Source organism: Streptomyces sp. ICN903 (genome assembly GCF_022015835.1).
Taxonomy (GTDB): domain Bacteria; phylum Actinomycetota; class Actinomycetes; order Streptomycetales; family Streptomycetaceae; genus Streptomyces; species Streptomyces fenghuangensis.
Window position 1 is genome coordinate 1 of record NZ_JAKMAY010000160.1, and the last position, 13,272, is coordinate 13,272.

Here is a 13,272-nt window from a genome sequence, read left to right on the forward strand (position 1 = left end):
CGCGTCCCCTCACCGGTCCGCGTCCCGGGGCATCCCCAGCCCCAGTGAGCCGGTCATGAAGAAGGCCCCCTCCACCCAGCGGCCCACCCAGCCGTCCGGTGCCGGGGCGTGCGGGAGCTGAGCGTCGGAGGCGGCGACGTCCACCTCGATCCCGCCGAGTGTTCGCACCCTCAGGCGGTGGAAGGCCCCGCCGCCGATCTCGCTCCCGACGCGCTCGGCGGCCACCACACCGCCCGCGAACAGGGCCTGCGCCGCCGGCGCCCACTCCCGGCCCGAGTCGTCGGGGCGGAACAGCCCGGAGGGGATGAGGTACTCCGGCGCGAAACGCGGCTCGCGCCCCCGCTGCGCCGCGTCGTACGCCGCCCGGTCCGCGTGCAGGCCGATCCGCTCGGCGAGCGCGCTCAGCCGCACGAACCCCTCGGTGGGCGCGCCGCCCCGCTCCCTTCCCAGCGCACGCAACTCCGCGCGGTCGGTCAGCTCCACCGGCAGCGGGCACAGTGTCCGGCCGCCCTCGCCGTCCAGCAGCTCCATGTGCGCGACCCCGTCCGGGGCCAGGGCGATGCCGCGCACCGGTACCGGCGCCCCCCGGGGGACCAGGGCGGGCAGTACGTGAGTCAGCGAGCCCTCGCCGTCGATCTCCAGTTCGACACGGGCGCCACCCGCGCCGGTCCACACCACCCGCACCGCACCCCCGCCGACGGGTTCCGCGCGGCCGAGGGCGTACAGTCGCCGCAGCAGTTCGCCGTACTCCTGCCTGCTGCCCGCCTCGAGGCCGATGGCTCCGAAATGACTGGTCATGGCGCACCCCCGTGGGATCGATCGGCTTCGACAGCCATCTACCGTCCTCCGTCCGACTGGGGGCGGCAATCGGATTTCGCCCCGGGCGCCGGGGAAGGATGGACGGTGGATTGGCCCCGTCCGCAGTGGCGGGCCCACCGCCCGCACCCGCCCCGACCCCTGGACAGCCCGTGCCGATACCAGTCCTCCGCCCGGTCTCCGCCACCGCCCTCGCGCTGAGCGCCGCCCTCTTCCTGACGGGCTGTGAGTCGATCGACCTCGAAACCCCCTCCCCGGCGACGGAGTCCGGCTCGTCCACCGGACGCGCCGTCAGCCCGCTGGAGAACGAGGAGGGAACCGAGCCCGGACTGGCGCCGGTGGCCTCGGCAGCGGACCGCGAGAGGGCCCGTGAGATCGTGTCGGAACTGGCGACCAGGGGCCGCGGGCCCAGGACGGGGTACGACCGGGACGAGTTCGGCTACGCGTGGATGGACACCGCCGACGGGGTGCCGCTGGCGCGCAACGGCTGCGACACCCGCAACGACCTGCTCGCCCGCGACGGCGAGGAGCTGCGCTTCCGCTCCGGCTCCGACTGCGTGGTCGTCGCCATGACGCTGGCCGACCCCTACACGGGCGAGGAGATCGCCTGGAGGAAGCAGGACGCCGCCGAGGTGCAGATCGACCATGTGGTGCCGTTGTCGTACGCCTGGCAGATGGGCGCGTCCCGCTGGCCGGAGGACAAGCGCGAGCGGCTCGCCAACGATCCGCTGAACCTGCTGCCGGTCGAGGGCCGCGCCAACTCGGCCAAGGGCGACTCGGGCCCGGCCTCCTGGCTGCCGCCGAACAAGCCGATCCGCTGCGCCTACGCGGTGCGCTTCGCGCAGGTGGCCCTGGAGTACGGGATGCCGGTCACCGAACCGGACAAGGAGACGATGCTGCGGCAGTGCGGGGGCTGAGACCGCCCGGCGCGGGCGGACGGCCGGGCCGGGCGGTCTGGCGCAGGGGGCCGGTCTTCCCCACCATCGGGGTACCGGCGGCATCCGCCGGCACCGTCCCCACCGGGAGGAACCATGAGACGCCCACCCGTCCCCGCGACCGTCCTGGCGTTACTGGCCGCTCTGGCCACCGTGCTCCTCGGCGCGCCCACGGCCTCCGCCGCCCCCGTCCCGGCCGCCTCGGCGGCGACGGCCGCCGTACGCGGCGGCGACGTGCTGTACGGCGGTGACGGCCGCCGCTGCACGGTGGCCTTCAACGCCCGCCGCGACGGCGCGTACCACGGCCTCGTCGCCGGCCACTGCGCGGGCGGGGTCTCCACCTGGTATGCCGACGCGGCGCGGACCGTGCCGGTCGGCACCACCGCGGGCGGCGGCTTCCCCGGTGACGACCACGGGGTCGTCCGCTACACCAACACCTCCCTGTCCTATCCCGGCGAGGTGAGCCTGGGCGGCGGGGCCGTCCGGGACATCACCGGGGCCGCCTCCCCGCGCGTGGGCCAGTCCGTCTGCCACATGGGCCGGGTCGGCGGGTTGCGCTGCGGCACGGTCACCGCGGTCAACGTCACGGTCAACTACGGGGGCGGCGCCGTCCACGGTCTGTTCAGGTCGAACGCCTGCTCGGAGCCGGGCGATGCCGGAGGCCCCGCGTTCTCCGGCACCACGGCCCTCGGAGTCATCGTGGGCGGCAGCGGGAACTGCGCCTACGGCGGCACCACGTACTACCGGCCCGTCATCGAGGTCCTGGCCGCACACGGCCTGACTCTGTACTGAGGCCTCAGGGAGCCCGGACGGGGGGCCGGGCTCCCTGAGGCGTACTTGGCAGAGGAAGCGGCGCCTTCTAGTTTGACGGTGTCCATTCAAATCGGAGGTGCCGTCACAAGCGGTGCCCCCGACTGCCGAGGAGGACCGCATGTTCGGCTGGAGAAGACCCGGAGCCCGCCGGATCACCGGCATCACCACCGCCGTACTGACCCTGGCGGGAGCGCTGTCCCTGGCCGCCCCGGCGGGGGCCGCCACCGGTGACCGGCAGGGCGCCGGCCCGGAGGCGGCCGTGGCCGAACGCCTCGCCGAACGCGGGCGCGCCGAGGCCGAGGCCGCGTCGGCGCACGACGCTACGCGCGTCAACGTCACCCGCGACGCGGGAGGATGGGCCTTCGGCACGGCCGTGCTGGCGACCGAACCCGGCTCGCAGCGGATGCCCCGGGGCTGGCTGTTCCTCGCCGAACGCCGGGGCGGGACATGGCGGGTCGCCCTGGAGGGCGAGGAGCGGTTCGCCGAACTGTCCCGGCGTTCCCCGCTGGTCGAACCCCGGGAGAAGCCCCTGTTCGCCGGGCTCGACGGCAGGCAGGACGAGCAGGGCAGCCGGGACGGGACCCCGAAAGGCGGCGGCCCGGGCGGCGACGAGGCCGTCGTGTACGGCGCGGGCGACTACCGCACCGGCATGGCGCTGCCTACGACCGTCGGCGCCAACACGGTCATGACCAGCGGCCCCCACGGCTGGAGCGGCAGCGCGGCGCCGTGGAGCTCGCTGGACTTCGCCGGGGGCGACGAGGTGGTGCGCGCCGCCCGGCAGGGCACGGCCTACACCATGTGCCGGGGCTGGATACGGGTCGTCCACGACCGCGGCTACGCCACCGACTACTACCACCTGTGGAACAACATCAGCACCGACGGCGGCTGGGTCAACACCGGCGCGTTCCTGGGCTACACGGGCACGGACGTCACCTGCGGCGGCGCCGCGTACGGCCGCCACGTCCACTTCGGCCTGATCCAGAACGGCTCGTACATCCCGGTCGCGGGCCACAACCTGGGCAAGTGGGTGATCCACAACGGCTCCGCCGCCTACCAGGGATCGGCGATGCACGGAAGCAGGCGGGTGGGCGCCGGCGGGACGCTGTACAACTACGGCGCGCTGGGCCTGAACCAGGCCGTGATCGACGCCAACGGGGGCGGCCAGGTCAACAAGCGCACCGGCCCCGGCACCGGTTACGCGGTCACGGGCTCGGCCGCGGACGGAGCCACGGTCACCGTCTCCTGCTCCGCCTCCGGCACCTCGCACACCGGCCGCTACGGCACCACGAGCCTGTGGAACAGACTGAGCGACGGCACCTGGATCAGCGACGCCTATGTGTGGTCGGGCGTCAACGGCCCGATCAGCGGCTGGTGCTGAGACACCCGGCCCGCCGCACCGCCGGAGCGCGGTGCGGCGCGGGCGCCCGGCCGCGGTCGTAGACGGCGTACGCCGACAGGAGCCCGGACGGGGAGACGAACTGACCGACTTTCCCGCGAAGGCGGCCGTATTCACGCACACCGCCGTCGTCACGGTGACCACGGGAGTACCGTGCGTCGCCGAACGAACGGACTGGAGGCGGGGGTCGTGAGCACGACACGGCGAACGGTCGCGGCCGCACTGGTGGCGACCGGTGTGCTGCTGCTGGGCGGATGCGGTCAGACGGACGGAACCGGGGGGCCGGAGGGCGCCGCCGCCGGGGAGGCCGGCGCCGGCGGCCGGTCCCTTCCCGCGGAGCTGGTGGGCAGCTGGAGCACCGAGCGGTCCGCCAACTTCGACACGACCGTCTTCAGCTTCTACGAGGACGGCTTCTTCACCCGGGAGACCGGGACGAGCATGGTCACGGGCCGCTACGAGGTCAGGGACGGCACACTCGTGACCTTCCCCGAGGAAGGGAAACCGAAGGAGTACACCTGGCGGGTGGGGGAGGGCGGCTGCCTGCATCTCGACGGAGTCCGCCACTGCCCGTACTCCTGAGCCCGGGGCCGGTGCGGCTTTCGCGGCCGGTGAGGGCGGTGGTCAGTGGGCCGCGGGCGGCGGCGGGGGCGACAGGTGGCCGCACAACCGCGGGCAGACGACTGTCCGTCCGGGCTCCGCGCCGGCCCCGGCGGGCGGGCGCCAGGCGTGCTCCCTCCCGGCCACCGGACGGCACCGCGCCCGCGGAGGGCGCCGGTGGAGGGATCCGTTGAAACAGCAGAGCCTGTGCGGGGACCGGGACAGAAAGCGGGGGGAAGGCAACACGCTCACACCGTATCGGCCCCGGCCCGTTTCCGGGCCCGCCGTGTGAGTACCGGCACACCGGCCGCACGCGGGCACGGGACCTGCGCCGCGTCAGCCGGAGGACTGGCCGCCCGGGCGCGACTCGCTCGGCCGCACGATCACGAATCCCTCGCCGTCCAGCCTGAGTTGGGCCACCTCGCCGGAACCGCCGCGGATCATCGAGCCGAAGCTCTGCGAGCGGTGCAGCGAGGTGTCCAGCCGGGCGCTCCAGCCGACGACCGCGTCGGTGTCCACGAAGACCGGGGCGCCGGGGGAGACGGGGATGACGATGGGGGTGCCCTGGCAGACCACACCCAGTCTGCCCTGCCCGGTGAAGACGCTGTTGAACAGGCCGCCGCCGGCCATGCCGGCGCCCTTGACCATCCTCACCTCGTACTGGAGGGTCGCGTCGAAGCAGAGGACGTTGCGCCCGTTGACGGTGAGGCTGTCGCCGGGGTCGATGTCGACGAGGAAGCAGTTGGCGGAGTCGTGGGCGAACCAGGCCTCGCCCCGGCCGCGGACGGACATCAGGGCGAGCCCCTCGCCGGTGACGGAGCGTTTGAGGAAGTTCCCCACCCCCTGCCCCTTCCTCTCGAATCTCAGGTCTCCCCGGAAGGCGATCATCGCACCCTGCCGGGCGTAGCACTCGCCGTCCACCACGTACCGGATCGACTGCGGGTTCTGCAGGGACATGCCGGGGGCGGTGGCCGGCCGGACCGTGTTCTCGGAGGCGAAGAGGTCGCTGCGCATGGGCGTATGCTCCCCGGAACCCGGGATCCCGCCAAGACGCCGCGCTCGGCCCGGCCGGCGGACCGCGCGGCGGGCCGGCGGTGGCGGTGCCGATAGCGTGTGCCCATGGCGATGGACGGGACGAGGACGGCCGACGGGCTCGGGGACGCTCCGGGGAGCGCGGGGCCGACCGCGACGACACAGGCGCGGGCGGACGAGGTGGGCGCCGTGCGGATGGTGTACGCGCCCGACCCGGACGGCGACCCCGACCCCGGCGAGATCGTCTGGACCTGGGTGCCCTACGAGGAGATGGACGGACGGGGCAAGGACCGGCCCGTCCTGGTCGTGGCGCGCGAGGCGGCCGGCACCCTGCTGGCCGTCCAGCTCTCCAGCAGGCGGCGGGACGGCGAGCACGACTGGGTGCCGCTCGGCTCCGGCCCCTGGGACCGCTCAGGGCGGGACTCGTGGGTGGACCTGGACCGGGTGCTGCGCGTCCACCCGCAGGGGATGCGGCGCGAGGCGTGCGCGCTGGACCGGGCGAGGTTCGACCGGGTCGCGCACAGCCTCCAGCGGCGGTACGGCTGGCGCTGATCCGGGCGCATACTGGCCCGGTACGGCACAACCGGCTCACAGCGCTGCCGCGAAGGAGGCCACCGTGGACGGTCGGCTCAGCCCCATGCCCGAGGACTGGAACCGCGCGCTCGCGATCGTCGCGCACCCCGACGACCTGGAGTACGGCGCCGCCGCCGCGATCGCCCGGTGGACCGCCGCCGGGCGGAGGGTCTCCTATCTGATGGCCACCCGGGGCGAGGCCGGGATCGACACCATGGAGCCCGAGCGGGCGGCACGGGTGCGGGAGGCGGAACAGCGGGCGAGCGCGGCCGTGGTCGGAGTGGAGGAGGTGGAGTTCCTGGACCACCGGGACGGGGTCGTCGAGGAGGGAGTCGCCCTGCGCCGAGACCTGACCGCCGCGATCCGCCGCCACCGGCCCGAACTGCTCATCACCCTCAACCACCACGAGACCTGGGGCGGCGTCAACTGGAACACCCCCGACCACCGGGCCGTCGGCCGCGCGGTGCTGGACGCGGCCGGGGACGCGGGCAACCGCTGGATCTTCACCGACCTGGCGGACCGGGGCCTGGAGCCGTGGGACGGGGTGCGCTGGGTGGCGGTCGCGGGGTCGCCGCAGCCGACGCACGCCGTGGAGGTGGCACAGGAGGACGTGGACCGGGCCGTCGCCTCCCTCGCCGAGCACCGCGCGTACATCGGGGCGCTCAGCGACAAGGAGCCCGCCGAGTACGCCCGCGAGTTCGTCACCGGCGTGATGGACATGCTCGCCGGGCAAACCGGCGGGCGGCGGGCCGTGGCCTTCCAGGTGTATCCCAGGGGATGACCGCGGCGCCCGGCCCGCGAGCCGCGGCGGTGCGGCAGGCGCGGGGTGTCACCGGCCGTCCGGGGCCGGTGGGCGGAGCCTCAGGCGCAGGGCGAGTGCGGCGATCGGCAGGAGCAGGGCCGCTCCCATCGCGTTGAGCCAGCCGTAGCCCGCCTGCGCGACGACCAGGCCGGCGAGCGCGCCGCCCGCGCCGGCCGCGGCGTTCATGGACAGGTCGGACAGCCCCTGGACGGCCGCGCGGGCGCTGTGCGGCACCGAGTCGGTGAGCAGCGTGGAACCGCCCACCAGCCCCGCCGACCAGCCCAGTCCGAGCAGGAACAGGCCCGTGGCGCTCCGGACGTGGTCGCCGTCCGCCGTACCGGCGACCAGCGCCGCGCACGCCAGCACCGCGACGCCGGCCAGGATGACGGAGATCCGGCCGATCCGGTCGCACAGCCAGCCCATCAGCGGGGAGAAGGCGTACATGCCCGCGATGTGGATGCTGATCACCAGACCGATCAGCTCGATGCCGGCGCCGTGGTGGCCGAGGTCCACCGGCGTCATCACCATGATCGAGACCATGGTGGCGTGGGAGGCCGCGACGGCCACCAGGGCCAGCCGGGCCCGCGGCGAGGCGGCCACGGCACGGAGCCCGGCGCGCAGCGAGCGGCTCTCGGCGGACTCCGGTGCGTGCCCGTCGGCGGCGGCCAGGGCGCGGGCGGTGAGCAGGGGATCCGGCCGCAGCAGGACGAACACCAGCGCCGCGGCCAGCAGGAAGACGCCCGCGCCCCACAGGAACGGGCCCGCCGCCTCGGGGATGCCCAGGCCCCCGACGCTCCGCCCGGCCGGGGCGGCGATGTTCGGGCCGAGGACAGCGCCGATTGTCGTGGCCCACACCACCGTGGAGATGGCCCGTCCGCGGTGGGCGGGCTCGGCGAGGTCGGCGGCGGCGAAGCGGGCCTGGAGGTTGGCGGCGGAGCCCGCGCCGAAGGCCGCCGTGCCCAGCAGCAGGAGGGGGAAACTGCCCAGGACGGCGGCGAGCACCACCACGCCCCCGCCCACCGCTCCGACCAGATAGCCCAGGGCGAGACCCGCGCGGCGGCCGCGCGCGGCGGTCAGGGCGGCGAACGGCAGGGACAGCACGGCCGTGCCCAGGACCGACGACGTCATCGCCAGACCGGCCAGCCCCTCGGAACCGCTGACGTCCTCGGCCAGCACGGCGGCCAGCGCGATGCCCGTGGCCACGCCCAGCCCGCCCAGGATCTGGCCCGCCACGAGCACGGCGGTGGTGCGGCGGCGCAGTGCGGCCAGGCCGGCCGCGCGGGGGACCGCGACGGTGCCGCGGGGGCCGGGTATGCCGGGGAGGCCGCCGGCGGCGTCGGCGGTCCGGGAGGTGTCCTTCACGAGAGGGCAGTCTGCCAGGCGGAGGCGGCCGGGGGAGACCCGTGGGGGACACACGGGAGGCGAGGTTCGCCACAGGAGGAACCGGGGCGGGGGCCTCCGCTCCGGGCCCCGGCCCCTTGAGGCGGGCCCGGAGGCGAGGGGGCCGTGAGGCGGTTCAGAACAGCGGTGCCGGAAGGACCCCCTCCAGCGCGAGCAGCGCCCGCTTGGTCTCCAGCCCTCCGCCGAATCCGCCCAGCCCGCCGCCGCTCTCCACCACCCGATGGCACGGAACCACGACCGGCAGCGGGTTGGAACCCATGGCGACGCCCACCGCGCGTGCCGCGCCCGGCTCGCCGACGCGGTCGGCCAGGGTCTGGTAGCCGACGGTGCTGCCGTAGGGCACGGAGCCGGCCAGCGCCCGCAGCACCCGTTCGTTGAACCCGGAGGTCAGGGACCAGTCCAGGGGAAGGGAGAACTCCCGCAGACCGCCGCTGAAGTACGCCTCCAGCTCCCGGGCCGCTTCGGTCAGGACAGGATCGTCCCCGCCGGGGGCCGGCTCGGTGCCCAGCCGTGCGGCGAGCCGGGCCAGGCAGCGGCGCACCGTCCGCTCCCCGGCGTGGAAGACGACGGTCACCAGCCCCCGTCCGGTCGCCGCGAGCAGCAGTGGGCCGACCGGGGTGTCCCGTACGGTCCAGGCCGTGGCCGTGGCGGCGCCCCCGGCCGGTGTCTCGGTCATGGGGCGAGTCTACGGAAACGGCACCCGCCGCGGGCCGGTATGCGGAAGCGGCCCGCGGCGGGTTCGGCGGTGGGCAGGTCAGGCGGCGGGGAAGGTGACCCCCGCCTCACGCGCCGCCTCCCGGGCCTCCTCCATCGCCTCCTCCAGCTCCTCTTCCCGGGACTCCTCCCGGGCTTCCTCGCGGGCCGCCTCCGGCGAGTCCTCCCGCCCGCCGTCCCGGGTGGCGTCCCGGACGACGTCCGGGTAGTTGGAGATGATCCCGTCCACGCCCATGGCCGCGACCCGGCGGGCCGCCTCCGCGCTGTTCACCGTCCAGGTGAAGACCTCCAGCGGCTTGCCGTGGGGGCCCTTCAGGGACTGGACCCGCCGCACGTACTCCCCGGTCAGGGTGGTGTGGGGCGGGTTGATCTGGTCGCTGAACCGCGCGTACAGCGGCAGCTCCTCGACGGCGGGGGTGCCCAGGAAGCCGGTCCTGACGGCCGGCGCCTGCTCGTGCACGGCCCGCACCGAGTCGGCCCCGAAGCTCTGGATCACCAGCTTGCTTCGCACGTGCCGCCGGTCCAGCCAGCCCTCGCCGCGCAGCTCGCCCAGGATGTCGGCCTCGATGCCCGGGTAGAGCTCGGGCCGCTTGATCTCCAGCAGCAGGTTCTGGCCGGTGCGGTCCAGATGCCGCAGGTACTGCTCCAAGGTGGGCACCCGCTCGCCCGCGTACAGCGGGTCGAACCAGCTTCCCGCGTCCAGCTGCGCGATCTCGGCGGCGGTGAAGTCCGCGACCCTCCAGGGCGCGCGGTCGGGGAAGACCTCCTCGACGTCCGTGGTGCGGCTCAGGGTGGCGTCGTGCATCACGACGAGTTCGCCGTCCCTGGTGCGCTGCACGTCGTTCTCCACCCACTTGACGCCCAGGGCACGGGCGGCGTCGACGGCGGCCAGGGTGTTCTCGGGCGCGTAGCCGGAGGCCCCGCGGTGCGCGACCGGGACGGGAGCCTCCGCCGCCGGTGCGGCCTGGGCGGGGACGGCTGACAGGACGAGCGCGCAGAGGCCGGCGAGTGAACCGGTGACGGTGGCAGCGGGGCGTAGGGGCACGGGGGACTCCTCACGTCTTCGGTGCACTGACCCCAGAAGCATTCCGGCATCGGCGGCCGGTTACATGGGCGGGAAGTGGACAGAACCTGAACGCTTCAGGGAAACCCCTCGCCGGTGGCCGGACGCGGCCGTGCCCCGGCTGCCCCGGCCGTGTCCCGGACGGGGTCCGGACGGGGCCCGGAAGCCGCCCCCGGTTGTCAGTCGGGGGACGTAACGTGGTGGGCATGCGGCCCCAGACCCAGATCGAACGCAGGACGGCGCCCTTCGAGGTCGTCAGTCCCTACCAGCCCAGCGGCGACCAGCCGGCGGCCATCGACGAGCTGGCCAGGCGCGTCACGGCAGGCGAGAAGGACGTCGTCCTGCTGGGCGCGACCGGCACCGGCAAGTCGGCGACCACCGCGTGGATGATCGAGAGGCTCCAGCGGCCGACTCTGGTGATGGCGCCGAACAAGACGCTCGCGGCCCAGCTCGCCAACGAGTTCCGCGAACTCCTGCCGAACAACGCCGTCGAGTACTTCGTGTCGTACTACGACTACTACCAGCCCGAGGCCTACGTTCCGCAGACGGACACCTACATCGAGAAGGACTCCTCCATCAACGAGGAGGTCGAGCGGCTGCGCCACAGCGCGACGAACTCGCTGCTCACCCGGCGCGACGTCGTCGTGGTCGCCTCCGTCTCGTGCATCTACGGCCTGGGCACGCCGCAGGAGTACGTCGACCGGATGGTGCCGCTGAGGGTCGGAGAGGAGATCGACCGGGACGCGCTGCTGCGCCGCTTCGTCGACATCCAGTACACCCGCAACGACATGGCGTTCACCCGCGGCACCTTCCGGGTGCGCGGCGACACGGTCGAGATCTTCCCGGTCTACGAGGAGCTGGCCGTCCGCATCGAGATGTTCGGCGACGAGATCGAGGCCCTCTCCACGCTCCACCCCCTCACCGGCGAGGTCGTCTCCGAGGACCGGGAGCTGTTCGTCTTCCCCGCCTCCCACTACGTCGCGGGCCCCGAGCGCATGGAGCGGGCCATCGCGGGGATCGAGGCGGAGCTGGAGGAGACCCTGGCCCGCATGGAGAAGCAGGGCAAGCTGCTGGAGGCGCAGCGGCTGCGGATGCGGACGACCTACGACATCGAGATGATGCGGCAGATCGGCACCTGCTCCGGGATCGAGAACTACTCGCTGCACATCGACGGCCGCGAGAAGGGCTCCCCGCCGCACACCCTGCTCGACTACTTCCCCGACGACTTCCTGCTGGTCATCGACGAGTCCCACGTCACCGTCCCGCAGATCGGCGCCATGTACGAGGGCGACGCCTCGCGGAAGCGGACCCTGGTCGACCACGGTTTCCGGCTGCCGTCCGCGATGGACAACCGCCCGCTGAAGTGGGAGGAGTTCCTGGAGCGCATCGGGCAGACGGTCTATCTGTCGGCGACACCGGGGCAGTACGAGCTGTCGCGCTCCGACGGCGTGGTGGAGCAGATCATCCGTCCCACCGGCCTGGTCGACCCGGAGGTCGTGGTCAAGCCCACCGAGGGCCAGATCGACGACCTGGTGCACGAGATCCGCACCCGCACCGAGAGGGACGAGCGCGTCCTGGTCACCACGCTGACCAAGAAGATGGCCGAGGACCTGACCGACTACTTCCTGGAGCTGGGCATCCAGGTCCGCTACCTGCACAGCGACGTGGACACCCTGCGCCGGGTGGAGCTGCTGCGCGAGCTGCGCGCCGGCGAGTACGACGTGCTGGTCGGCATCAACCTGCTGCGCGAGGGCCTGGACCTGCCGGAGGTCTCGCTGGTGGCCATCCTCGACGCCGACAAGGAGGGTTTCCTGCGCTCGGGCACCTCCCTGATCCAGACCATCGGCCGCGCGGCGCGCAACGTCTCGGGCCAGGTGCACATGTACGCCGACAAGATCACCCCGGCGATGGCCAAGGCCATCGACGAGACCAACCGGCGCCGGGCCAAGCAGATCGCCTACAACGAGGCGAACGGCATCGATCCGCAGCCCCTGCGCAAGAAGATCGGCGACATCGTGGCGACGATCGCCCGCGAGGAGGTCGACACCCGGGAGCTGCTGGACAGCGGCTACCGCAAGGCCGGCGCGGGAGAGGAGCGCCGGGCCAAGGCCCCGGTGCCCGACCTCGGCCGTGCGGCGGGCCCGGACGGCGACCGCGCACGGGGCGGGGCGGGCAGGAGCCGGGAGGCCGGCCGGCCCACCGACCGGCCCGCCGCCGAACTCGCCGAGCTCATCGAGGAGATGACCGAGCGTATGCGGGCCGCGGCGGCCGAGCTGAAGTTCGAGGTGGCCGCCCGGCTGCGCGACGAGGTCGGCGAACTGAAGAAGGAGCTGCGCCAGATGAAGGAGGCGGGCCTGCGGTGATGTGAGGGCGGTGCGGGGCGGCGGAGCGCGAGCGAGTGTTGCAGGAACGACACAAAGCCCACCCGTCCCGTCCGCGCCGCCGACGGCGGTGCGTAGGGTTCGTGGCAGTCGCCTCAGACGGCGGCCGATCGCAATGGCTGGAAAGAGGGGAACGCACGTGACGGTCAACTTGTCCAAGGGGCAGGCGGTCAGCCTGCGGAAGTCCGACGGGGGCACCCTGACCGCGGTGCGGATGGGGCTCGGCTGGCAGGCGGCTCCCCGCCGGGGCCTGTTCGGCCGCCGCACCCAGGAGATCGACCTGGACGCCTCGGCCGTGCTCTTCGCCGGTCAGCAGCCCGTGGACGTCGTCTTCTTCCGCCATCTGGTGAGCGACGACGGCTCCGTGCGGCACACCGGCGACAACCTCGTCGGCGGCGCCGGGCAGGGAGGCGACGACGAGGCGATCCTGGTGGACCTCCAGCGGGTCCCGGTCCACATCGACCAGATCGTCTTCACCGTGAACTCCTTCACCGGTCAGACCTTCGCCGAGGTGCAGAACGCCTTCTGCCGGCTGGTGGACGAGACGAACGGTCAGGAGCTGGCGCGCTACACCCTCACCGGCGGCGGCCGGCACACCGCGCAGATCATGGCCAAGGTCCACCGCCAGGGTGAGGGCTGGCAGATGACCGCCCTGGGCACCGAGGCCAACGGCCGCACCTTCCAGGACCTGATGCCCTCGATCACCCCCCTGCTGTAGGCGGGGCGAGCGGCCGGGGGAGGCCGTGGGG

Annotated in this window: 13 protein-coding genes; 8 read left to right on the forward strand and 5 right to left on the reverse strand. The window is 73.7% G+C overall.

What is annotated here, in order from left to right:
• Positions 1-9: 9 nt before the first annotated feature.
• Complete coding sequence (locus L7D48_RS17175; protein WP_237880325.1) at positions 10-798, reverse strand: hypothetical protein; 789 nt, start codon at positions 796-798, stop codon at positions 10-12.
• A 170-nt stretch (positions 799-968) separates the two neighbouring features.
• On the opposite strand from L7D48_RS17175, the gene L7D48_RS17180 reads away from it, so the two are divergent.
• From L7D48_RS17180 to L7D48_RS17195, 4 genes are all read left to right on the forward strand, one after another.
• On the forward strand, positions 969-1,733 hold the full coding sequence (locus L7D48_RS17180) for an HNH endonuclease family protein (RefSeq protein ID WP_374492582.1): 765 nt from the start codon (positions 969-971) through the stop codon (positions 1,731-1,733).
• 114 nt (positions 1,734-1,847) lie between these two features.
• Complete coding sequence (locus L7D48_RS17185) at positions 1,848-2,543, forward strand: S1 family peptidase (protein WP_237880326.1); 696 nt, start codon at positions 1,848-1,850, stop codon at positions 2,541-2,543.
• 139 nt (positions 2,544-2,682) lie between these two features.
• Complete coding sequence (locus L7D48_RS17190; RefSeq protein ID WP_237880327.1) at positions 2,683-3,942, forward strand: hypothetical protein; 1,260 nt, start codon at positions 2,683-2,685, stop codon at positions 3,940-3,942.
• A gap of 207 nt (positions 3,943-4,149) precedes the next feature.
• Complete coding sequence (locus L7D48_RS17195; protein WP_237880328.1) at positions 4,150-4,539, forward strand: hypothetical protein; 390 nt, start codon at positions 4,150-4,152, stop codon at positions 4,537-4,539.
• Positions 4,540-4,893: 354 nt separating this feature from the next.
• On the opposite strand, the gene L7D48_RS17200 is transcribed toward L7D48_RS17195, so the two are convergent.
• The gene (locus L7D48_RS17200) at positions 4,894-5,571 is read right to left on the reverse strand and encodes an AIM24 family protein (RefSeq protein ID WP_237880329.1); all 678 of its coding nucleotides are present in this window, start codon (positions 5,569-5,571) and stop codon (positions 4,894-4,896) included.
• Between the two features lie 111 nt (positions 5,572-5,682).
• Between L7D48_RS17200 and L7D48_RS17205 the strand changes: the two genes are divergently transcribed.
• Both L7D48_RS17205 and L7D48_RS17210 read left to right on the forward strand, forming a co-directional pair.
• Complete coding sequence (locus L7D48_RS17205) at positions 5,683-6,141, forward strand: type II toxin-antitoxin system PemK/MazF family toxin (protein ID WP_237880334.1); 459 nt, start codon at positions 5,683-5,685, stop codon at positions 6,139-6,141.
• Positions 6,142-6,226: 85 nt separating this feature from the next.
• Complete coding sequence (locus L7D48_RS17210) at positions 6,227-6,943, forward strand: PIG-L deacetylase family protein (RefSeq protein WP_237880335.1); 717 nt, start codon at positions 6,227-6,229, stop codon at positions 6,941-6,943.
• A 48-nt stretch (positions 6,944-6,991) separates the two neighbouring features.
• Here the strand turns inward: L7D48_RS17210 and L7D48_RS17215 are convergent, their stop codons facing one another.
• From L7D48_RS17215 to L7D48_RS17225, 3 genes are all read right to left on the reverse strand, one after another.
• On the reverse strand, positions 6,992-8,278 hold the full coding sequence (locus tag L7D48_RS17215) for an MFS transporter (protein ID WP_237880336.1): 1,287 nt from the start codon (positions 8,276-8,278) through the stop codon (positions 6,992-6,994).
• Positions 8,279-8,480: 202 nt separating this feature from the next.
• Entirely contained in the window at positions 8,481-9,041 is a 561-nt protein-coding gene (locus L7D48_RS17220; RefSeq protein WP_237880330.1) for a methylated-DNA--[protein]-cysteine S-methyltransferase, read from the reverse strand.
• A gap of 78 nt (positions 9,042-9,119) precedes the next feature.
• Positions 9,120-10,124, reverse strand: a complete 1,005-nt coding sequence (locus L7D48_RS17225) for a glycerophosphodiester phosphodiesterase family protein (protein ID WP_237880331.1) — start codon at positions 10,122-10,124, stop codon at positions 9,120-9,122.
• Between the two features lie 224 nt (positions 10,125-10,348).
• On the opposite strand from L7D48_RS17225, the gene uvrB reads away from it, so the two are divergent.
• Both uvrB and L7D48_RS17235 read left to right on the forward strand, forming a co-directional pair.
• The gene (uvrB, locus tag L7D48_RS17230; protein ID WP_256462927.1) at positions 10,349-12,505 is read left to right on the forward strand and encodes an excinuclease ABC subunit UvrB; all 2,157 of its coding nucleotides are present in this window, start codon (positions 10,349-10,351) and stop codon (positions 12,503-12,505) included.
• A 157-nt stretch (positions 12,506-12,662) separates the two neighbouring features.
• A complete protein-coding gene (locus L7D48_RS17235) occupies positions 12,663-13,241 on the forward strand; it encodes a TerD family protein (protein WP_237880332.1) in 579 nt (192 codons plus the stop codon).
• Positions 13,242-13,272 lie beyond the last annotated feature (31 nt).

Excerpts from the sequence above, each read along its gene's own strand:
- L7D48_RS17185 (WP_237880326.1), top strand. The coding sequence starts at position 1,848 with ATGAGACGCCCACCCGTCCCCGCGACCGTCCTGGCGTTACTGGCCGCT.
- L7D48_RS17210 (WP_237880335.1), top strand. The coding sequence starts at position 6,227 with ATGCCCGAGGACTGGAACCGCGCGCTCGCGATCGTCGCGCACCCCGAC.
- uvrB (WP_256462927.1), top strand. The coding sequence starts at position 10,349 with ATGCGGCCCCAGACCCAGATCGAACGCAGGACGGCGCCCTTCGAGGTC.
- L7D48_RS17200 (WP_237880329.1), bottom strand. The coding sequence starts at position 5,571 with ATGCGCAGCGACCTCTTCGCCTCCGAGAACACGGTCCGGCCGGCCACC.
- L7D48_RS17190 (WP_237880327.1), top strand. The coding sequence starts at position 2,683 with ATGTTCGGCTGGAGAAGACCCGGAGCCCGCCGGATCACCGGCATCACC.
- L7D48_RS17175 (WP_237880325.1), bottom strand. The coding sequence starts at position 798 with ATGACCAGTCATTTCGGAGCCATCGGCCTCGAGGCGGGCAGCAGGCAG.
- L7D48_RS17220 (WP_237880330.1), bottom strand. The coding sequence starts at position 9,041 with ATGACCGAGACACCGGCCGGGGGCGCCGCCACGGCCACGGCCTGGACC.
- L7D48_RS17205 (WP_237880334.1), top strand. The coding sequence starts at position 5,683 with ATGGACGGGACGAGGACGGCCGACGGGCTCGGGGACGCTCCGGGGAGC.